This is a genomic window from Paraburkholderia sp. RL18-085-BIA-A (assembly GCF_046027075.1).
GTDB lineage: Bacteria > Pseudomonadota > Gammaproteobacteria > Burkholderiales > Burkholderiaceae > Paraburkholderia.
Window position 1 is genome coordinate 235,594 of the sequence record NZ_JARESU010000001.1, and the last position, 12,862, is coordinate 248,455.

Sequence of the window (12,862 nt, forward strand, 5' to 3'; positions counted from 1 at the left end):
GCCCCGCCACGCGCCGCCTCCACACAACCCGGGTTCCGCACGCGGCGCGCCAGGCTGCGCCGGTATAATGTCGGACTTTGCAGTTGCGCCTATCTCCGATTCGCGCCGCGCGCCTTTCACGCGCCGACCCGTTCCCGCTGAAAAACGCCGTCGCGCGTGAGCCGCCGCAGCGCCCGCGCCCTGCCCCGCTTTCCAATCTGCCTATCTCGACCGACCATGACTGCCAAACTGATCGACGGCCTCGCCCTCTCCAAGACCCTGCGTGCCGACGTCGCCGCGCGCGCCGCCGCCCTCACCGCCCGTGGTCATCAGCCGGGACTCGCCGTGGTGCTGGTCGGCGACAATCCGGCCAGCGAAGTGTACGTGCGCAACAAGGTCAAGGCCTGTCACGACAACGGCCTCGGCTCGTCGTTCGACCGCTATCCGGCCGACCTGCCCGAAGCCGAACTGCTCGCGCGCATCGACGAACTTAACCGCGATCCGCGCATCCACGGCATTCTGGTGCAACTGCCGCTGCCCAAGCATATCGACAGCCACAAGGTGATCGAAGCGATCGCGCCTGAAAAGGACGTCGACGGCTTCCACGTCGCCAATGCCGGCGCGCTGATGACCGGTCAGCCGCTGTTCCGCCCGTGCACGCCGTACGGCGTGATGAAGATGCTCGCCGCTTACGAGATTCCGCTGCAAGGCGCGAACGCGGTGGTGATCGGCCGCTCGAACATCGTTGGCAAGCCGATGGCGCTGCTGCTGCTCGAAGCGGGCGCGACCGTGACGATCTGCCATAGCAAGACGCGCGATCTGGCTGCCCACACGCGCAATGCCGACGTGGTGGTCGCCGCCACCGGCCTGCGCAACATCCTGACCGCGGGCATGGTGAAGCCGGGCGCGGCGGTGATCGACGTCGGCATGAATCGCGACGAAGCCGGCAAGCTGTGCGGCGACGTCGACTTCGCGGGCGTCAAGGAGGTGGCCGGCTACATCACGCCGGTGCCGGGCGGCGTCGGCCCGATGACCATCACGATGCTGCTCGTCAATACGATCGAAGCCGCCGAGCGCGAAGCGGACGCCGCGCAAGCGTGATGGCGTAAGCGTAGGCGATGGCAACGGCGGCTTGAGGCTGCGCGAAGGCGGTGTTGTTGCCGTTGACATCGCCATTGCCATTGCCATTGCCGTTACCTTCCTGAAAGACCGTGCGCAAGCCCGCTCGTCCATACCGCTGACAGCAAAAACAAACACCGCCGCCCCACGGCGGCACGCCGGAACACGGCACACCAGCGACGCTCGCCGGCCCTTGTCGTCCGCTTACGCACAGGAACGCAACGCGGCGGCCGCCGCGTTCCTCGACGCCCGCCACGCGCCGCCCATCATCACGCGCCATCCGCGCACCACCCCCTGACATCTGATAATTTGTCTGCCGACGGATTGGAATCGGCACGTGCTGCCCCAATAATGTCCGTATCGGGTGCAACAGGGCGTGATCACGCGCGCCCGTCAATGCACCGATTACCCGTTCACCCGCGCCAGACAGGAAGCCTTATGTCCACTACCGCCTCGAATCACGACAATCCGCTCCTCGATTTCTCCGACCTGCCGCGCTTTGGCGACATCCGCCCCGAACACGTGACCCCCGCCCTCGATGTGCTGCTCGCCGACGCGGCCGCCGCCGTCGAGCGCGCCGCGCTGCCGATCACGCCCGCGTCGTGGGCTGATGTCGTCGAGCCGGTCGAGCGCGCCACCGAACCGCTGTCGCGAGCATGGAGCGTGGTCGGCCATTTGAACGCGGTCGCCGATACGCCCGAACTGCGCGCCGTGTATGGCGAGAACCTGCCGCGCGTCACCGAATTCTGGTCGAGCGTCGGCCAGAATCTCGCGCTGTACGAGAAGTACAAGACGCTGAACGCAAGCAGCGATTTCGCGTCGCTGACCGGCGAGCGCAAGAAGATCCTCGGCAACGCGTTGCGCGATTTCCGTCTGTCCGGCGCCGAATTGCCGGAAGACCAGAAGCCGCATTTCGCCGAATTGCAGGAACGCCAGGCGGCGCTCTCCAAAGCGTTCTCGGATCATGTGCTCGACGCGACCAACGCGTACGCGTACGTGGTCGAAGCCGGCGGCGAAGCGCAACTGGCCGGCCTGCCCGAAGACGTGATCGAAGCCGCGAAGGAAGCGGCCGAACGCGAAAGCAAGACCGGCTACAAATTCACGCTGCATTTCCCGTCATATTTCCCTGTGATGCAGTACTCGGAAAATCGTCCGATGCGCGAAGCGATGTACCGCGCGTACGTGACGCGCGCATCCGAGCTCGGCCCGCAATACGGCAACGGCAAGTCCGAGTGGGACAACACCGCGGTGCTCGCCGAGCAGTTGAAGCTGCGCGCCGAAGAAGCGCACATGCTCGGCTTCAACAACTTCGCGGAAGTGTCGCTCGCGCCGAAGATGGCCGAGTCGCCCGCGCAGGTCATGGCCTTTCTCGAAGACCTCGCGACGCGCGCGCGTCCGCACGCGGAACAGGACTGGAAGGAGCTGCGCGAATTCGCCGCGAGCGAACTCGGCATGAGCGACCTGCAACCGTGGGACATGACGTTCGCCGCCGAACGTCTGCGTCAGAAACGCTATTCGTTCTCCGAGAACGAGGTCAAACAGTACTTCCCCGAAGACGCCGTGTTCAAGGGCCTCTTCAAGGTCACCGAAACGCTGTTCGGCGTGCGTATCCGTCGCGACGAGGCAACCGTGTGGCATCCGGACGTGCGCTTTTTCCGTGTCGAAAATCAGGACGGCGGCCTGGTCGCGCAGTTCTACCTCGACCTGTATGCGCGCGAAGGCAAACGCGGCGGCGCCTGGATGGACGACGCGCGCGGCCGTCACAAGCACACGCACGGCGGCGTGCAAACACCGGTTGCGTATCTGACCTGCAACTTTTCGGCGCCGGTTGGCGGCAAGCCCGCCTGCTTCACGCACGACGAAGTCATCACGCTGTTCCACGAATTCGGCCACGGCCTGCACCACATGCTCACGCGCGTCGATGAGCTGGGCGTGTCGGGCATCAACGGCGTCGAGTGGGACGCGGTCGAACTGCCGTCGCAATTCATGGAGAACTTCTGCTGGGAGTGGGACGTGCTGAGCGACATGACCTCGCACGTCGAAACCGCCAAGCCGCTGCCGCGCGATCTGTTCGACAAGATGCTGGCCGCGAAGAACTTCCAGAGCGGTCTGGGCACGCTGCGCCAGATCGTGTTCTCGATGTTCGACATGCAACTGCATACCGGCTTCGACGCGAGCGGTACGAAGAACGCCGTCGAACTCGCGAGCGAGATCAACGAGCGCTTCCACGTGGTGCCGCAAGCTTCGTTCTCGCGCTGGCCGAACACGTTCAGCCATATTTTCGCGGGAGGTTATGCGGCGGGCTACTACAGCTACAAGTGGGCGGAAGTGCTGTCCGCCGATGCGTACGCCGCGTTCGAAGAAGCGGCGCAAGCCGCGAGCGGCAGCGTGCTCGATCAGGCGACCGGCATGCGGTATCGCAAGGAGATTCTGGAAGTGGGCGGCAGCCGTCCGGCGATGGAATCGTTCAAAGCGTTCCGCGGCCGCGAGCCGAATATCGATGCGTTGTTGCGCCATAACGGCATGACGCCTGGCGCGATGCATTGATCGCGTAAAGCATCGGCCGGCCCGCTTTGCTTCGCGCGCTCGATGTCGATGCCGGTGTCCATAACAAGCCGGCGACCTGCGTGAGCAGGCGCCGGCTTTGTTCATGCGCACACCAGGCCGCTACGCGGCAACGACTAACCACGATGCAGTTTGAAGTCCACCCGTGCAGGACGCCCTTCAAGCGACAGCGCCGCGCGAGCGGCCGGCGCGCGGCTCACCACCTTGCCACGGCTCACCACCGCGAGCCGCGCCGCGCGCAAGCGGATCGCTTCGACCGGATCGCGCGCATCGAGCAGCACGAGGTTGGCCGCGCATCCCGGCGCGACGCCATAGCCTTCGAGACCGAGAATCCGCGCGGCATTCACCGTGACCGCGTCGAAACACGCATGCATCCCCTCGACGCCCGTCATCTGCGCGACGTGCAAGCCCATGTGCGCGACTTCGAGCATGTCGCCCGAACCGAGGCTGTACCAGGGGTCCATCACGCAGTCATGGCCGAACGCGACGTTGATGCCGGCCGCCATCATCTCCGGCACGCGCGTCATGCCGCGCCGCTTCGGATACGTGTCGCTGCGGCCCTGCAGCGTGATGTTGATCAGCGGATTCGCGATTGCAGCGACGCCCGACTCGCGCATCAACGGCAACAGCTTGCTGACGTAGTAGTTGTCCATCGAATGCATCGACGTTAGATGCGAGCCGGTGACGCGCCCCTGCAAGCCGAGCCGCTGCGTTTCGGCCGCGAGCGTTTCGATGTGGCGCGACATGGGATCGTCCGATTCGTCGCAATGCATGTCGACGCGCAAGCCCTGCTCCGCCGCGAACTCGCACAGCAGACGCACCGACTGTGCGCCGTCGGCCATGGTCCGCTCGAAATGCGGAATGCCGCCGACCACGTCGACGCCCATCGCGATCGCCCGCTTGAGGTTCTCGAACGCGCCGGCGCTGCGCAACACGCCGTCCTGCGGAAACGCTACTAGTTGCAGGTCGAGATACGGCGCGACCCGGCGTTTCACTTCGAGCAGCGCTTCGACCGCAAGCAGACGCGGATCGCATACGTCGACGTGGCTGCGGATCGCCAGCAGGCCGCGCGCAACCGCCCAGTCGCAATACTGCAACGCGCGTTCGACGAGCGCCGCCTGAGTCAGATCCGGCTTCAGTTCGCCCCACAGCGCGATGCCTTCGAGCAGCGTGCCCGACGCGTTCACGCGCGGCAAGCCGTACGACAGGGTCGCGTCCATGTGGAAATGCGGATCGACGAACGGCGGCGTGACGAGCGAGCCGGCCGCGTCGATTTCTTCGGCTGCGCTCGCGGCCAGATTCGGCTCGACGGCGACGATGCGGCCCGCGTCGATGCCGATGTCGACCGGTTGTTTGTGCCGCGACGCGGCGCTTGGCGGCAGCATCGCGCGGCGGATGATCAGCTCCATGTATCGCTCCCTTTGACCCTTTCCCGCTTTGGATGCGTACGATTCTATCGGCGCCAGAAAGCTCGTGCGGGGTTTTCTCGGGATGCCCGTACCGGCGCGTGCAGCGGCGCGCCTATACTCGGCGTTCGAGACGGTGGTGCCGGGTAGTCCGGATGCCGTCATCCGTACATGGAGCAGACAGATGAAAACGATCGGCGTAATCGGCGGGATGAGCTGGGAGTCGTCCACCGAGTATTACAAACTCCTCAACCGGCATGCGAAGGCACGCCTCGGTGGTCATCACAACGCGCGCAGTCTGATGCTCACGGTCGACTTCGCGCCGATCGAGGCAAACCAGCGCGCGGGCGACTGGGCCACGCTCGGTCAGCAGATGGCGGATGCCGCGCTTCAGCTCGAACGCGGCGGCGCCGATCTGGTGATGCTTGCGACCAACACGATGCATCGCGTGTACGAGTCGATCGAGCAGGCGATCACGGTGCCGTTCCTGCATATCGCCGATCCGACGGGCGAGGCGCTGCGGGCGGCCGGGGTCGAGCGGGTCGGCCTGCTCGGCACGCGCTATACGATGGAGCAGACGTTTTACACGGGACGCTTGCGCGAGCGCTACGGCCTGGAGACGCTGGTCCCCGACGAAGCCGGACGCGCGGACGTGCACCGCATCATTTACGACGAGCTGTGTCACGGCGACGTGAACGATGTGTCGCGCGCGGAATATCAACGTGTGATCGAAGCGCTGGCCGCGCGTGGCGCGCAAGCGGTGATTCTCGGCTGCACCGAAATTACGCTGCTGATCAAGCCGGAAGATTCGGTGCTTCCGGTGTTCGACACGACCGCGTTGCATGCGCAAGCGGCGGTTGAGTGGGCGATTGGGGCGGAGTGAGTGATGTACGTGCGGTTGATTGCACGCGTAACGCGAACAGCGAAGCCCGGAGTCAAAAAGCCCGCATCGCTCGCGCCTGTGGGCTTTCACATGAGAGTGTATCCGGCCTGAGCCGCGGTCCCGTCGACGAGTTGAAGGCCGACATCGCCGGCGGTGTCCATCCGTTGTGTGAGCGTGTAGCCTAGCTCCAATTGGAGCCAGGCCTGAAAGCAAAAAGCCTTGATTTCGGCTCGAAATCAAGGCTTTTTACGTAATGCTTGGTTGCGGGGGTAGGATTTGAACCTACGACCTTCGGGTTATGAGCCCGACGAGCTGCCAGACTGCTCCACCCCGCGTCAGAGAAAAAGATTATATCGGGACGTACGAAAAACGTCAAACCATTGCGCGAACTATTTCTCAATCGAGCATGCGTACCGACGCTCGCACACGTGAAACGAGCCGGACGCATCGAGCGCATCAGAGATCCTCGACCGTCGCCCCTTCCACTTTGCCATCGATGATATCCGCGCCGTACTGGCTCGCGCTGCGTTTCGCCACACCGAAATCGGAGATCGTGGCATGCAGCGGCAGACGGAACACGCGGCTCGCCTTCGAACCGCTCATCGCACCCGGACGGCACACACGCACCGCGACGTCATACCCTTCGGCGGAACGCTTGTGACCGTCGAATTTGTCGAACGTCCGCGAAAAAACCAGCGGATGCACTTCGAAGTCCTTATAAATGGATGGGTAAAGTTCGGCCATGATGACTCTCCAACTCGCAGGCATGCGAAGGTGTGTATGTGGTCCCACTATACGCCGCGGCATCGCCAGATCGCGCTTTTATTTTGCCCCTCCACGGACGCAATTTCACAGCCCCCCGCTCCCGCGCGATAAGATGCGAGGCTATCGAAACTGCCCGCGGATCAACCGCGCCAGCACCCGCGCAGTGGGTCGGCCGTCAGTCGCCCCGAAGACGCGCGGCAGGCCGGGGCGCCCGAACAAAACGCCAGGGGCGAGCCCCATGAATCCTTGCCCAGCAAGACTGTGAGAATGTCATGAAAATCGCGACGTGGAACGTCAACTCCCTTAAAGTCCGCCAGCAACACGTAATCGACTGGCTCGAAACGAGCCGCGCCGACGTGCTGTGTCTGCAGGAACTGAAGCTGCCCGACGAAAAATTCCCGCACGCCGAACTCGCGGAGAAAGGCTACCGCAGCTGGTATGCCGGTCAGAAAACCTATAACGGCGTCGGCATTCTCGTGCGCGACGGCCTGAAGGTCGACGAAAGCAGCATCGTGCGCAACATTCCTGGCTTCGAAGATCCGCAGCAGCGCGTGATCGCGGCAACCATCGAAGGCGTGCGCATCATCTGCGCGTACTTCCCGAACGGCCAGGCGCCGGGCACCGAGAAGTTCGCGTACAAACTGCGCTGGCTCGCCGCGCTGCACGACTGGATCGCGAGCGAGATGGCGCTGCATCCGAAGCTCGCGCTGCTCGGCGACTACAACATCGCACCGGAAGACCGCGACGTGCACGACCCGAAAGCGTGGGAAGGCCAGAACCTGGTGTCGCCTGAAGAACGCGCCGCGTTCGTGCGGCTGATCGGACTCGGGCTGCTCGATGCGTTCCGCCAGTTCGAGCAGCAGGACAAGATCTACTCGTGGTGGGACTACCGGATGATGGCGTTCCGCCGCAATGCGGGTCTGCGCATCGATCACATTCTGCTGTCGAAGGCGCTCGCCGAAGTGTGTTCGTCCTGCGATATCGACAAGGTGCCGCGCAAATGGGACCAGCCATCAGACCACGCGCCGGTGGTCGCGCAACTCGGCTGAGTCTTCCATTCAGCGGTGCGAAGCGTGGACTACGCGTCGCACCGCATGTGCGGGCTCACGCCGTTGCATCGGCAGGCGTAACGCCGCTCAACACGCTCCACAAGAACTCGAACACCATCGCATCATGCTCGGCCTGCTCCAGCTCATCGGAGCCGCCGTGCCCGCCTTCCGTGTTCTCGCGATACCAGACCTGCTCCGCGCCCAGCGCCTGCATGCGCGCGGCCATCTTGCGCGCGTGGCCGGGATGCACGCGATCGTCGGCGGTCGATGTGGTGAACAGCACGGGCGGATACGCCACGCCCGCCGACACGCAGTGATACGGCGAGTAAGCGGCGAGCGCACGCGCCTCGGCGGGGTCGTCCGGGTCGCCGTATTCGTCGATCCATGACGCACCCGCGTGCAACAGGTGATAGCGGCTCATATCGAGCAAGGGCACCTCGCACACCACGGCGCCGAACAACTCGGGGCGTTGCGCCATGCAGGCCGCCACCAGCAAGCCGCCGTTGCTGCCGCCCTGAATGCCAAGCTGCGCGGCGCTCGTCACGCCGCTACTGACGAGCGCTTCGGCTACCGCGATGAAATCGTCGAAGGCCCGCTGGCGATGCTCGCCCTGTGCCGCCGTGTGCCAACCCGTGCCGAATTCGCCGCCGCCGCGAATATGCGCGACCACATACACGCCGCCGCGCTCGAGCCAGCCGATCCCCTGCCCTGTCAGATAACTCGGCAGCAAGGGGATCGCGAAGCCGCCATAGCCGCTGAGTAAGCAAGGGCCAGGAGCGTGCGCCTGTGTGGACGACGGTGCGGCCCGCGGCCCAATCACGGTGTACGGCACCTGCGTGCCATCCGCGGACACCGCATGTCCGCGCGTGACGGCAAAGCGCGTCGCGTCGAACTGGGTCGGCCAGCGGTCGATCAACTCCCACTCGCTCAGATCCTCGCTCGCGAGGTCGGCGAGCCAGTAGGCAGGCGGCTGCAGATAGTCATCCGTATCGACGAACACTTCGTCGTTCAGCGTCGGCTCGACGGGCGACACGTCGGCTTGCGCGTCGTCATGCGATGGAAACGGACGCTGCTGCCAATGCCACGCCTGATCCGCGCCTTGCGACGGCGTCCACAGCAAGGTCTTGCTGCGCACGTCATCGAGGTACGACACGATCAGGTGATTGCGCGTATGCGTCCACTCGCAGGCCGAGGTCAGCGGCGTCGGTGTGAAGAGCGGCACCACCTTGCGCTCGCCGCGCAGAAACGCGGCTTCGCGGATCGCCAGCAACGCGCCGCCGGGATAGCGCACGCCGTCGCAGTGCCAGTCGAGACGCGGTTCGAGCAGCAGCCAGCCTTGCCAGCCGCCCACCGCGACGTGCGCCGGCACGTCGTACTGGCGCCATGCATCGGCGGCGCCGTCGGCGCTATCGAGCGAGTACGTGTGCGAGTCGAAGAAATCGACACTGCTCACCACCGTATGTCGTCGCTCGACCGGATCGTAATGCGCTTCCACACCGATATCGCCGAATGCGCCCCGGAACACCACCGGCGCGTCGGCCAGCGCCGTGCCGCGCGTCCAGCGCCGCACCTCGCGCGGATATCCGGAGCGCGTGAGCGTCTTACGGCCATTGTCCCAGCCGACATACAGCGTGTCCCGATCGATCCACGATGCCGTGTGCTTGCCCGCCTTCGCGCTCGCGAAGCCGTCGTCGACGAAGCGTTGCGCGTCGATGTCGAACTCGCGCACCACCTGCGCATCCGAGCCGCCCGGCGACATCGTGATCAGCGCACGGTCGCCATCCGGATAAAGAATGTCGAGTTCGACACACACCCATGGTGTGCCTTCGGCCGCGCCGAGCGCGTCGAAATCGAGCAGATTCTGCCAGACCGGCTCGCCGCGGCGCCATGCCGCCCATGTCGTGCGCCGCCAGATGCCTTTCGGATTACGCTCGTCCTGCCACAGATCGTAGGCCCAGTCCATCCAGCGATCGGGAATCACCGGACGCTCGCGCGGCAGATACGCGTCGGCGAGCCGCTGCCGGAGCGCCTCGAACGACGCGCCGCTGCACCACGCGGCGCGTGTGCGCGCGTTCTGCCGCTCGACCCACGCGAGCGCGTCAGGGTCGTCGAGCGCTTCGAGCGCGAGAAAAGGATCGGGGGAAAGCGGCCAGGAGAAAGGGGCGGGAGAAGCGGGCATCGTCGGCTGTCGAATGGAAACAGCGGTGATTATGCCTTGTGGCAGCCCGAGGCCCGTTCAACCACCCGGCAACGGACAACAGGCCGAGGCCGCTTACGCGCCGCCCCGGCCTGCATCGACACGGCAATCAGGGCTCGAGATTGAGTTCCTGGATCTTGCGCGTAATCGTATTGCGGCCGATACCCAGACGCTCGGCCGCTTCGACCTTGCGTCCACGCGTGAAGTCGAGCGCCTCGCGAATCACCGCCGCTTCGAAACGGCGTGCGAGTTCGTCCATCACGTCCGCTGCGTTTTCACGCAGCATCCGCGCGACTTCGGTGCGCAGACCGCCTTCCCACGCGCTGACCGCCGGCGCGACCGCCATGCCCGCCGCGCCGGCCGGATGAACCCCGGCACTCGCGGCGTTGCCCGGCGCAACGCCGCCGAAGCTCTCGTCACCCGTGGCGGCTACCGCACCGCCGCTCGCGAGAGCGTTGACACCGGCTTGCGCGGGACCGAGGTCCGGCGGCAGGTCCTTGATCTCGATGGTCTGCGCGGGCGCCATCACGGTGAGCCAGTTGGCGAGGTTCTCCAGTTGACGCACGTTGCCCGGAAACGGCAGCGACGCGAGATACGCGAGCGCCTCTTCGGACACGCGCTTGGACTCGACGCCGAGATCGCGCGCGCTCTTTTGCAGGAAGTGCCGCGTGAGCAGCGGAATGTCTTCGCTGCGTTCGCGCAACGCCGGCAAGCGCAAGCGGATTACGTTCAGGCGGTGATACAGGTCCTCGCGAAACAGGCCCTGACGAACCCGCGATTCGAGATTCTGGTGCGTCGCCGCGATCACGCGCACATTCGCGCGCAGCGGATTGTGACCGCCGACGCGATAGAACTGACCGTCCGACAGCACCCGCAACAGCCGGGTCTGCAGATCGAACGGCATGTCGCCGATTTCGTCGAGAAACAGCGTGCCGTTCTCGGCCTGCTCGAAACGGCCCTGGCGCATCGCCTGCGCGCCGGTGAACGCGCCGCGCTCATGACCGAATAGTTCGGATTCCAACAGATCTTTCGGAATCGCCGCAGTGTTCAGTGCGATGAAGGGACCGTTCGCGCGTGGGCTATGTCGGTGCAACGCACGCGCAACCAGTTCCTTCCCGGTGCCTGATTCGCCGGTAATGAGCACGGTGGCCGCCGAATGCGACAGGCGGCCGATCGCGCGAAACATGTCCTGCATCGCCGGCGCCTGGCCGAGCATTTCGGGCGCTTCGGCGACGCGGTCGTCCCACGTCTGCTCACCGCGCATGCTTTCGTCCACCGCGCGGCGGATCAATTCGACCGCCTTGTCGACGTCGAACGGTTTGGCAAGATACTCGAATGCCCCGCCCTGGAAAGCGGCGACCGCGCTATCCAGATCCGAGAACGCCGTCATGATGATGACGGGCAATCCCGGCACCTTGTCGCGTACGGTTTGCAGCAGTTCGAGGCCGGAGCCTCCCGGCATCCTGATGTCGGAAACGAGCACCTGCGGGCTTTCGTGTTCGAGCGCGGCCGAAGCCTCACGGACGTTCGCGAAGCTGCGAGTCGCGAAGTTTTCGCGGGCGAGCGCTTTTTCGAGCACCCAGCGAATCGATTGATCGTCGTCTACTATCCAGATCGGCTTCATATGGGTCGGTCAGAAGTCTTGAGATGCGTTTGGGGTTAGCAGTCGAGCGGCAGCAGAATCTGAAACTCGGTGTGGCCGGGCCGGCTTTCCACTTCGATCAGGCCGTCGTGCTGTTGCACGAAAGTCTGCGCGAGCGTCAAACCGAGACCGCTGCCGTCCTCGCGCCCCGACACGAGCGGATAGAAAATGCGGTCACGGATTTCCTCGGGAATACCTGGGCCGTTGTCAACGATATGCAAGTCCAGTGCCAGCTTACATAAGCGTTTCGACACGGTGATCTTGCGCGCGATACGGGTGCGCAATTCGATCCGCGCATCGCCTTGCGAAATGCGTTCGCGCAGCGCTTCGGCCGCATTGCGCACGATGTTCAGCAGCGCCTGGATCAGTTGCTCCTTGTCGCCACGCAGGTCCGGCACGCTGACGTCATAGTCGCGTTCTATCGTCAAGCCGCGCGGAAACTCCGCGAGAATCACCTGCCGCACGCGTTCGCAGACCTCGTGAATATTCACGTCGCCGACGATATGCGGATGACGGTGTGGTTCGAGCAGCCGGTCGACGAGCGTTTGCAGCCGGTCCGACTCCTTGATGATGACCTGCGTGTACTCGCGCAACTCGTCGCGCTGACGCTCGCCGAGTTCGAACTCGAGCAGTTGCGCGGCGCCGCGAATCCCGCCTAGCGGGTTCTTGATTTCGTGCGCGAGATTGCGGATCAGTTGCTTGTTGACCGCGGTGAGGTCGTTGATGCGCTCCTCGCGGTCGGAGCGCAAGTGCCGCTCGTTCTCGAACAGTTCGAGCAGCACGTAATCCTGCGCGCTCTCCAGAAAGCCGACGATCGCATGCACATGCAGCGGCTCGTGGCCCGGACGCTCGAGCACGGCGTCCAGATGCGTCGCGTGAAAACGATGCGCGGCGATCGCGGTGATGGTCGCGACCAGTTCGTCCGCATTCGAGAAGATATCCGGCCACGTCATCTGCCTCAGTTGACGGCGCGACATTTCCAGCAGCGACTCCGCCGACGGATTCGCGAACGCGACGCGCAGCGAGCGCTTCTCGAGCACCAGCACGACGGTCGGCAACGTCTCGAAGCCCGGCAGCAAACCGGAACTCACGAGCTGCGCATCGTCCGATAGCGTCTGCTCGTGTCCCTTCCTTGCCTTGATCAGATTCTTGAGAACCATCTTGCAGTCTGGCCGATAGGAGATGGTGAAAAATCAGGTGTGCCGCTTTTTGCGTGTTGCTCACTGCCCGGACTTCGCGTAGGTTCCGCGGCCTAAC

The 12,862-nt window shown here is 64.6% G+C and carries 10 protein-coding genes and 1 tRNA gene; 5 read left to right on the top strand and 6 right to left on the bottom strand.

Features of this window, described 5'->3' with window-relative positions; genetic code table 11:
• Positions 1 to 216: 216 nt before the first annotated feature.
• The 3 genes from folD (at position 217) to P0D89_RS01045 (ending at position 3,645) form a co-directional block, all read left to right on the top strand.
• Positions 217 to 1,080, top strand: coding sequence for a bifunctional methylenetetrahydrofolate dehydrogenase/methenyltetrahydrofolate cyclohydrolase FolD (gene folD / locus P0D89_RS01035; RefSeq protein WP_408357860.1), 864 nt, complete (start codon positions 217 to 219; stop codon positions 1,078 to 1,080).
• A 31-nt stretch (positions 1,081 to 1,111) separates the two neighbouring features.
• Entirely contained in the window at positions 1,112 to 1,396 is a 285-nt protein-coding gene (locus P0D89_RS01040) for a hypothetical protein (RefSeq protein ID WP_408357861.1), read from the top strand.
• 140 nt (positions 1,397 to 1,536) lie between these two features.
• Complete coding sequence (locus tag P0D89_RS01045; protein ID WP_408357862.1) at positions 1,537 to 3,645, top strand: M3 family metallopeptidase; 2,109 nt, start codon at positions 1,537 to 1,539, stop codon at positions 3,643 to 3,645.
• Positions 3,646 to 3,779: 134 nt separating this feature from the next.
• Here P0D89_RS01045 and P0D89_RS01050 read toward each other — a convergent pair whose 3' ends face one another.
• Complete coding sequence (locus P0D89_RS01050) at positions 3,780 to 5,072, bottom strand: amidohydrolase family protein (RefSeq protein WP_408357863.1); 1,293 nt, start codon at positions 5,070 to 5,072, stop codon at positions 3,780 to 3,782.
• 181 nt (positions 5,073 to 5,253) lie between these two features.
• On the opposite strand from P0D89_RS01050, the gene P0D89_RS01055 reads away from it, so the two are divergent.
• Complete coding sequence (locus P0D89_RS01055) at positions 5,254 to 5,952, top strand: aspartate/glutamate racemase family protein (protein ID WP_408357864.1); 699 nt, start codon at positions 5,254 to 5,256, stop codon at positions 5,950 to 5,952.
• 258 nt (positions 5,953 to 6,210) lie between these two features.
• Here P0D89_RS01055 and P0D89_RS01060 read toward each other — a convergent pair.
• Both P0D89_RS01060 and P0D89_RS01065 read right to left on the bottom strand, forming a co-directional pair.
• Positions 6,211 to 6,287 (bottom strand) — tRNA-Met (locus P0D89_RS01060).
• A 121-nt stretch (positions 6,288 to 6,408) separates the two neighbouring features.
• Entirely contained in the window at positions 6,409 to 6,696 is a 288-nt protein-coding gene (locus P0D89_RS01065) for a hypothetical protein (RefSeq protein WP_408376034.1), read from the bottom strand.
• A 293-nt stretch (positions 6,697 to 6,989) separates the two neighbouring features.
• Between P0D89_RS01065 and xth the strand changes: the two genes are divergently transcribed.
• Positions 6,990 to 7,766 (top strand): exodeoxyribonuclease III, encoded by a 777-nt coding sequence (gene xth / locus P0D89_RS01070; protein WP_408357866.1) that lies wholly within the window; start codon positions 6,990 to 6,992, stop codon positions 7,764 to 7,766.
• A 55-nt stretch (positions 7,767 to 7,821) separates the two neighbouring features.
• Here xth and P0D89_RS01075 read toward each other — a convergent pair whose 3' ends face one another.
• From P0D89_RS01075 to glnL, 3 genes are all read right to left on the bottom strand, one after another.
• Positions 7,822 to 9,945, bottom strand: coding sequence for a prolyl oligopeptidase family serine peptidase (locus P0D89_RS01075; protein WP_408357867.1), 2,124 nt, complete (start codon positions 9,943 to 9,945; stop codon positions 7,822 to 7,824).
• A gap of 127 nt (positions 9,946 to 10,072) precedes the next feature.
• Entirely contained in the window at positions 10,073 to 11,587 is a 1,515-nt protein-coding gene (ntrC, locus tag P0D89_RS01080) for a nitrogen regulation protein NR(I) (protein WP_408357868.1), read from the bottom strand.
• Between the two features lie 35 nt (positions 11,588 to 11,622).
• Positions 11,623 to 12,765 (bottom strand): nitrogen regulation protein NR(II), encoded by a 1,143-nt coding sequence (glnL, locus tag P0D89_RS01085; protein WP_408357869.1) that lies wholly within the window; start codon positions 12,763 to 12,765, stop codon positions 11,623 to 11,625.
• Positions 12,766 to 12,862: the final 97 nt, after the last annotated feature.

Excerpts from the sequence above, each read along its gene's own strand:
- folD (WP_408357860.1), top strand. The coding sequence starts at position 217 with ATGACTGCCAAACTGATCGACGGCCTCGCCCTCTCCAAGACCCTGCGT.
- P0D89_RS01045 (WP_408357862.1), top strand. The coding sequence starts at position 1,537 with ATGTCCACTACCGCCTCGAATCACGACAATCCGCTCCTCGATTTCTCC.
- P0D89_RS01050 (WP_408357863.1), bottom strand. The coding sequence starts at position 5,072 with ATGGAGCTGATCATCCGCCGCGCGATGCTGCCGCCAAGCGCCGCGTCG.
- P0D89_RS01055 (WP_408357864.1), top strand. The coding sequence starts at position 5,254 with ATGAAAACGATCGGCGTAATCGGCGGGATGAGCTGGGAGTCGTCCACC.
- P0D89_RS01065 (WP_408376034.1), bottom strand. The coding sequence starts at position 6,696 with ATGGCCGAACTTTACCCATCCATTTATAAGGACTTCGAAGTGCATCCG.
- xth (WP_408357866.1), top strand. The coding sequence starts at position 6,990 with ATGAAAATCGCGACGTGGAACGTCAACTCCCTTAAAGTCCGCCAGCAA.
- P0D89_RS01075 (WP_408357867.1), bottom strand. The coding sequence starts at position 9,945 with ATGCCCGCTTCTCCCGCCCCTTTCTCCTGGCCGCTTTCCCCCGATCCT.
- ntrC (WP_408357868.1), bottom strand. The coding sequence starts at position 11,587 with ATGAAGCCGATCTGGATAGTAGACGACGATCAATCGATTCGCTGGGTG.
- glnL (WP_408357869.1), bottom strand. The coding sequence starts at position 12,765 with ATGGTTCTCAAGAATCTGATCAAGGCAAGGAAGGGACACGAGCAGACG.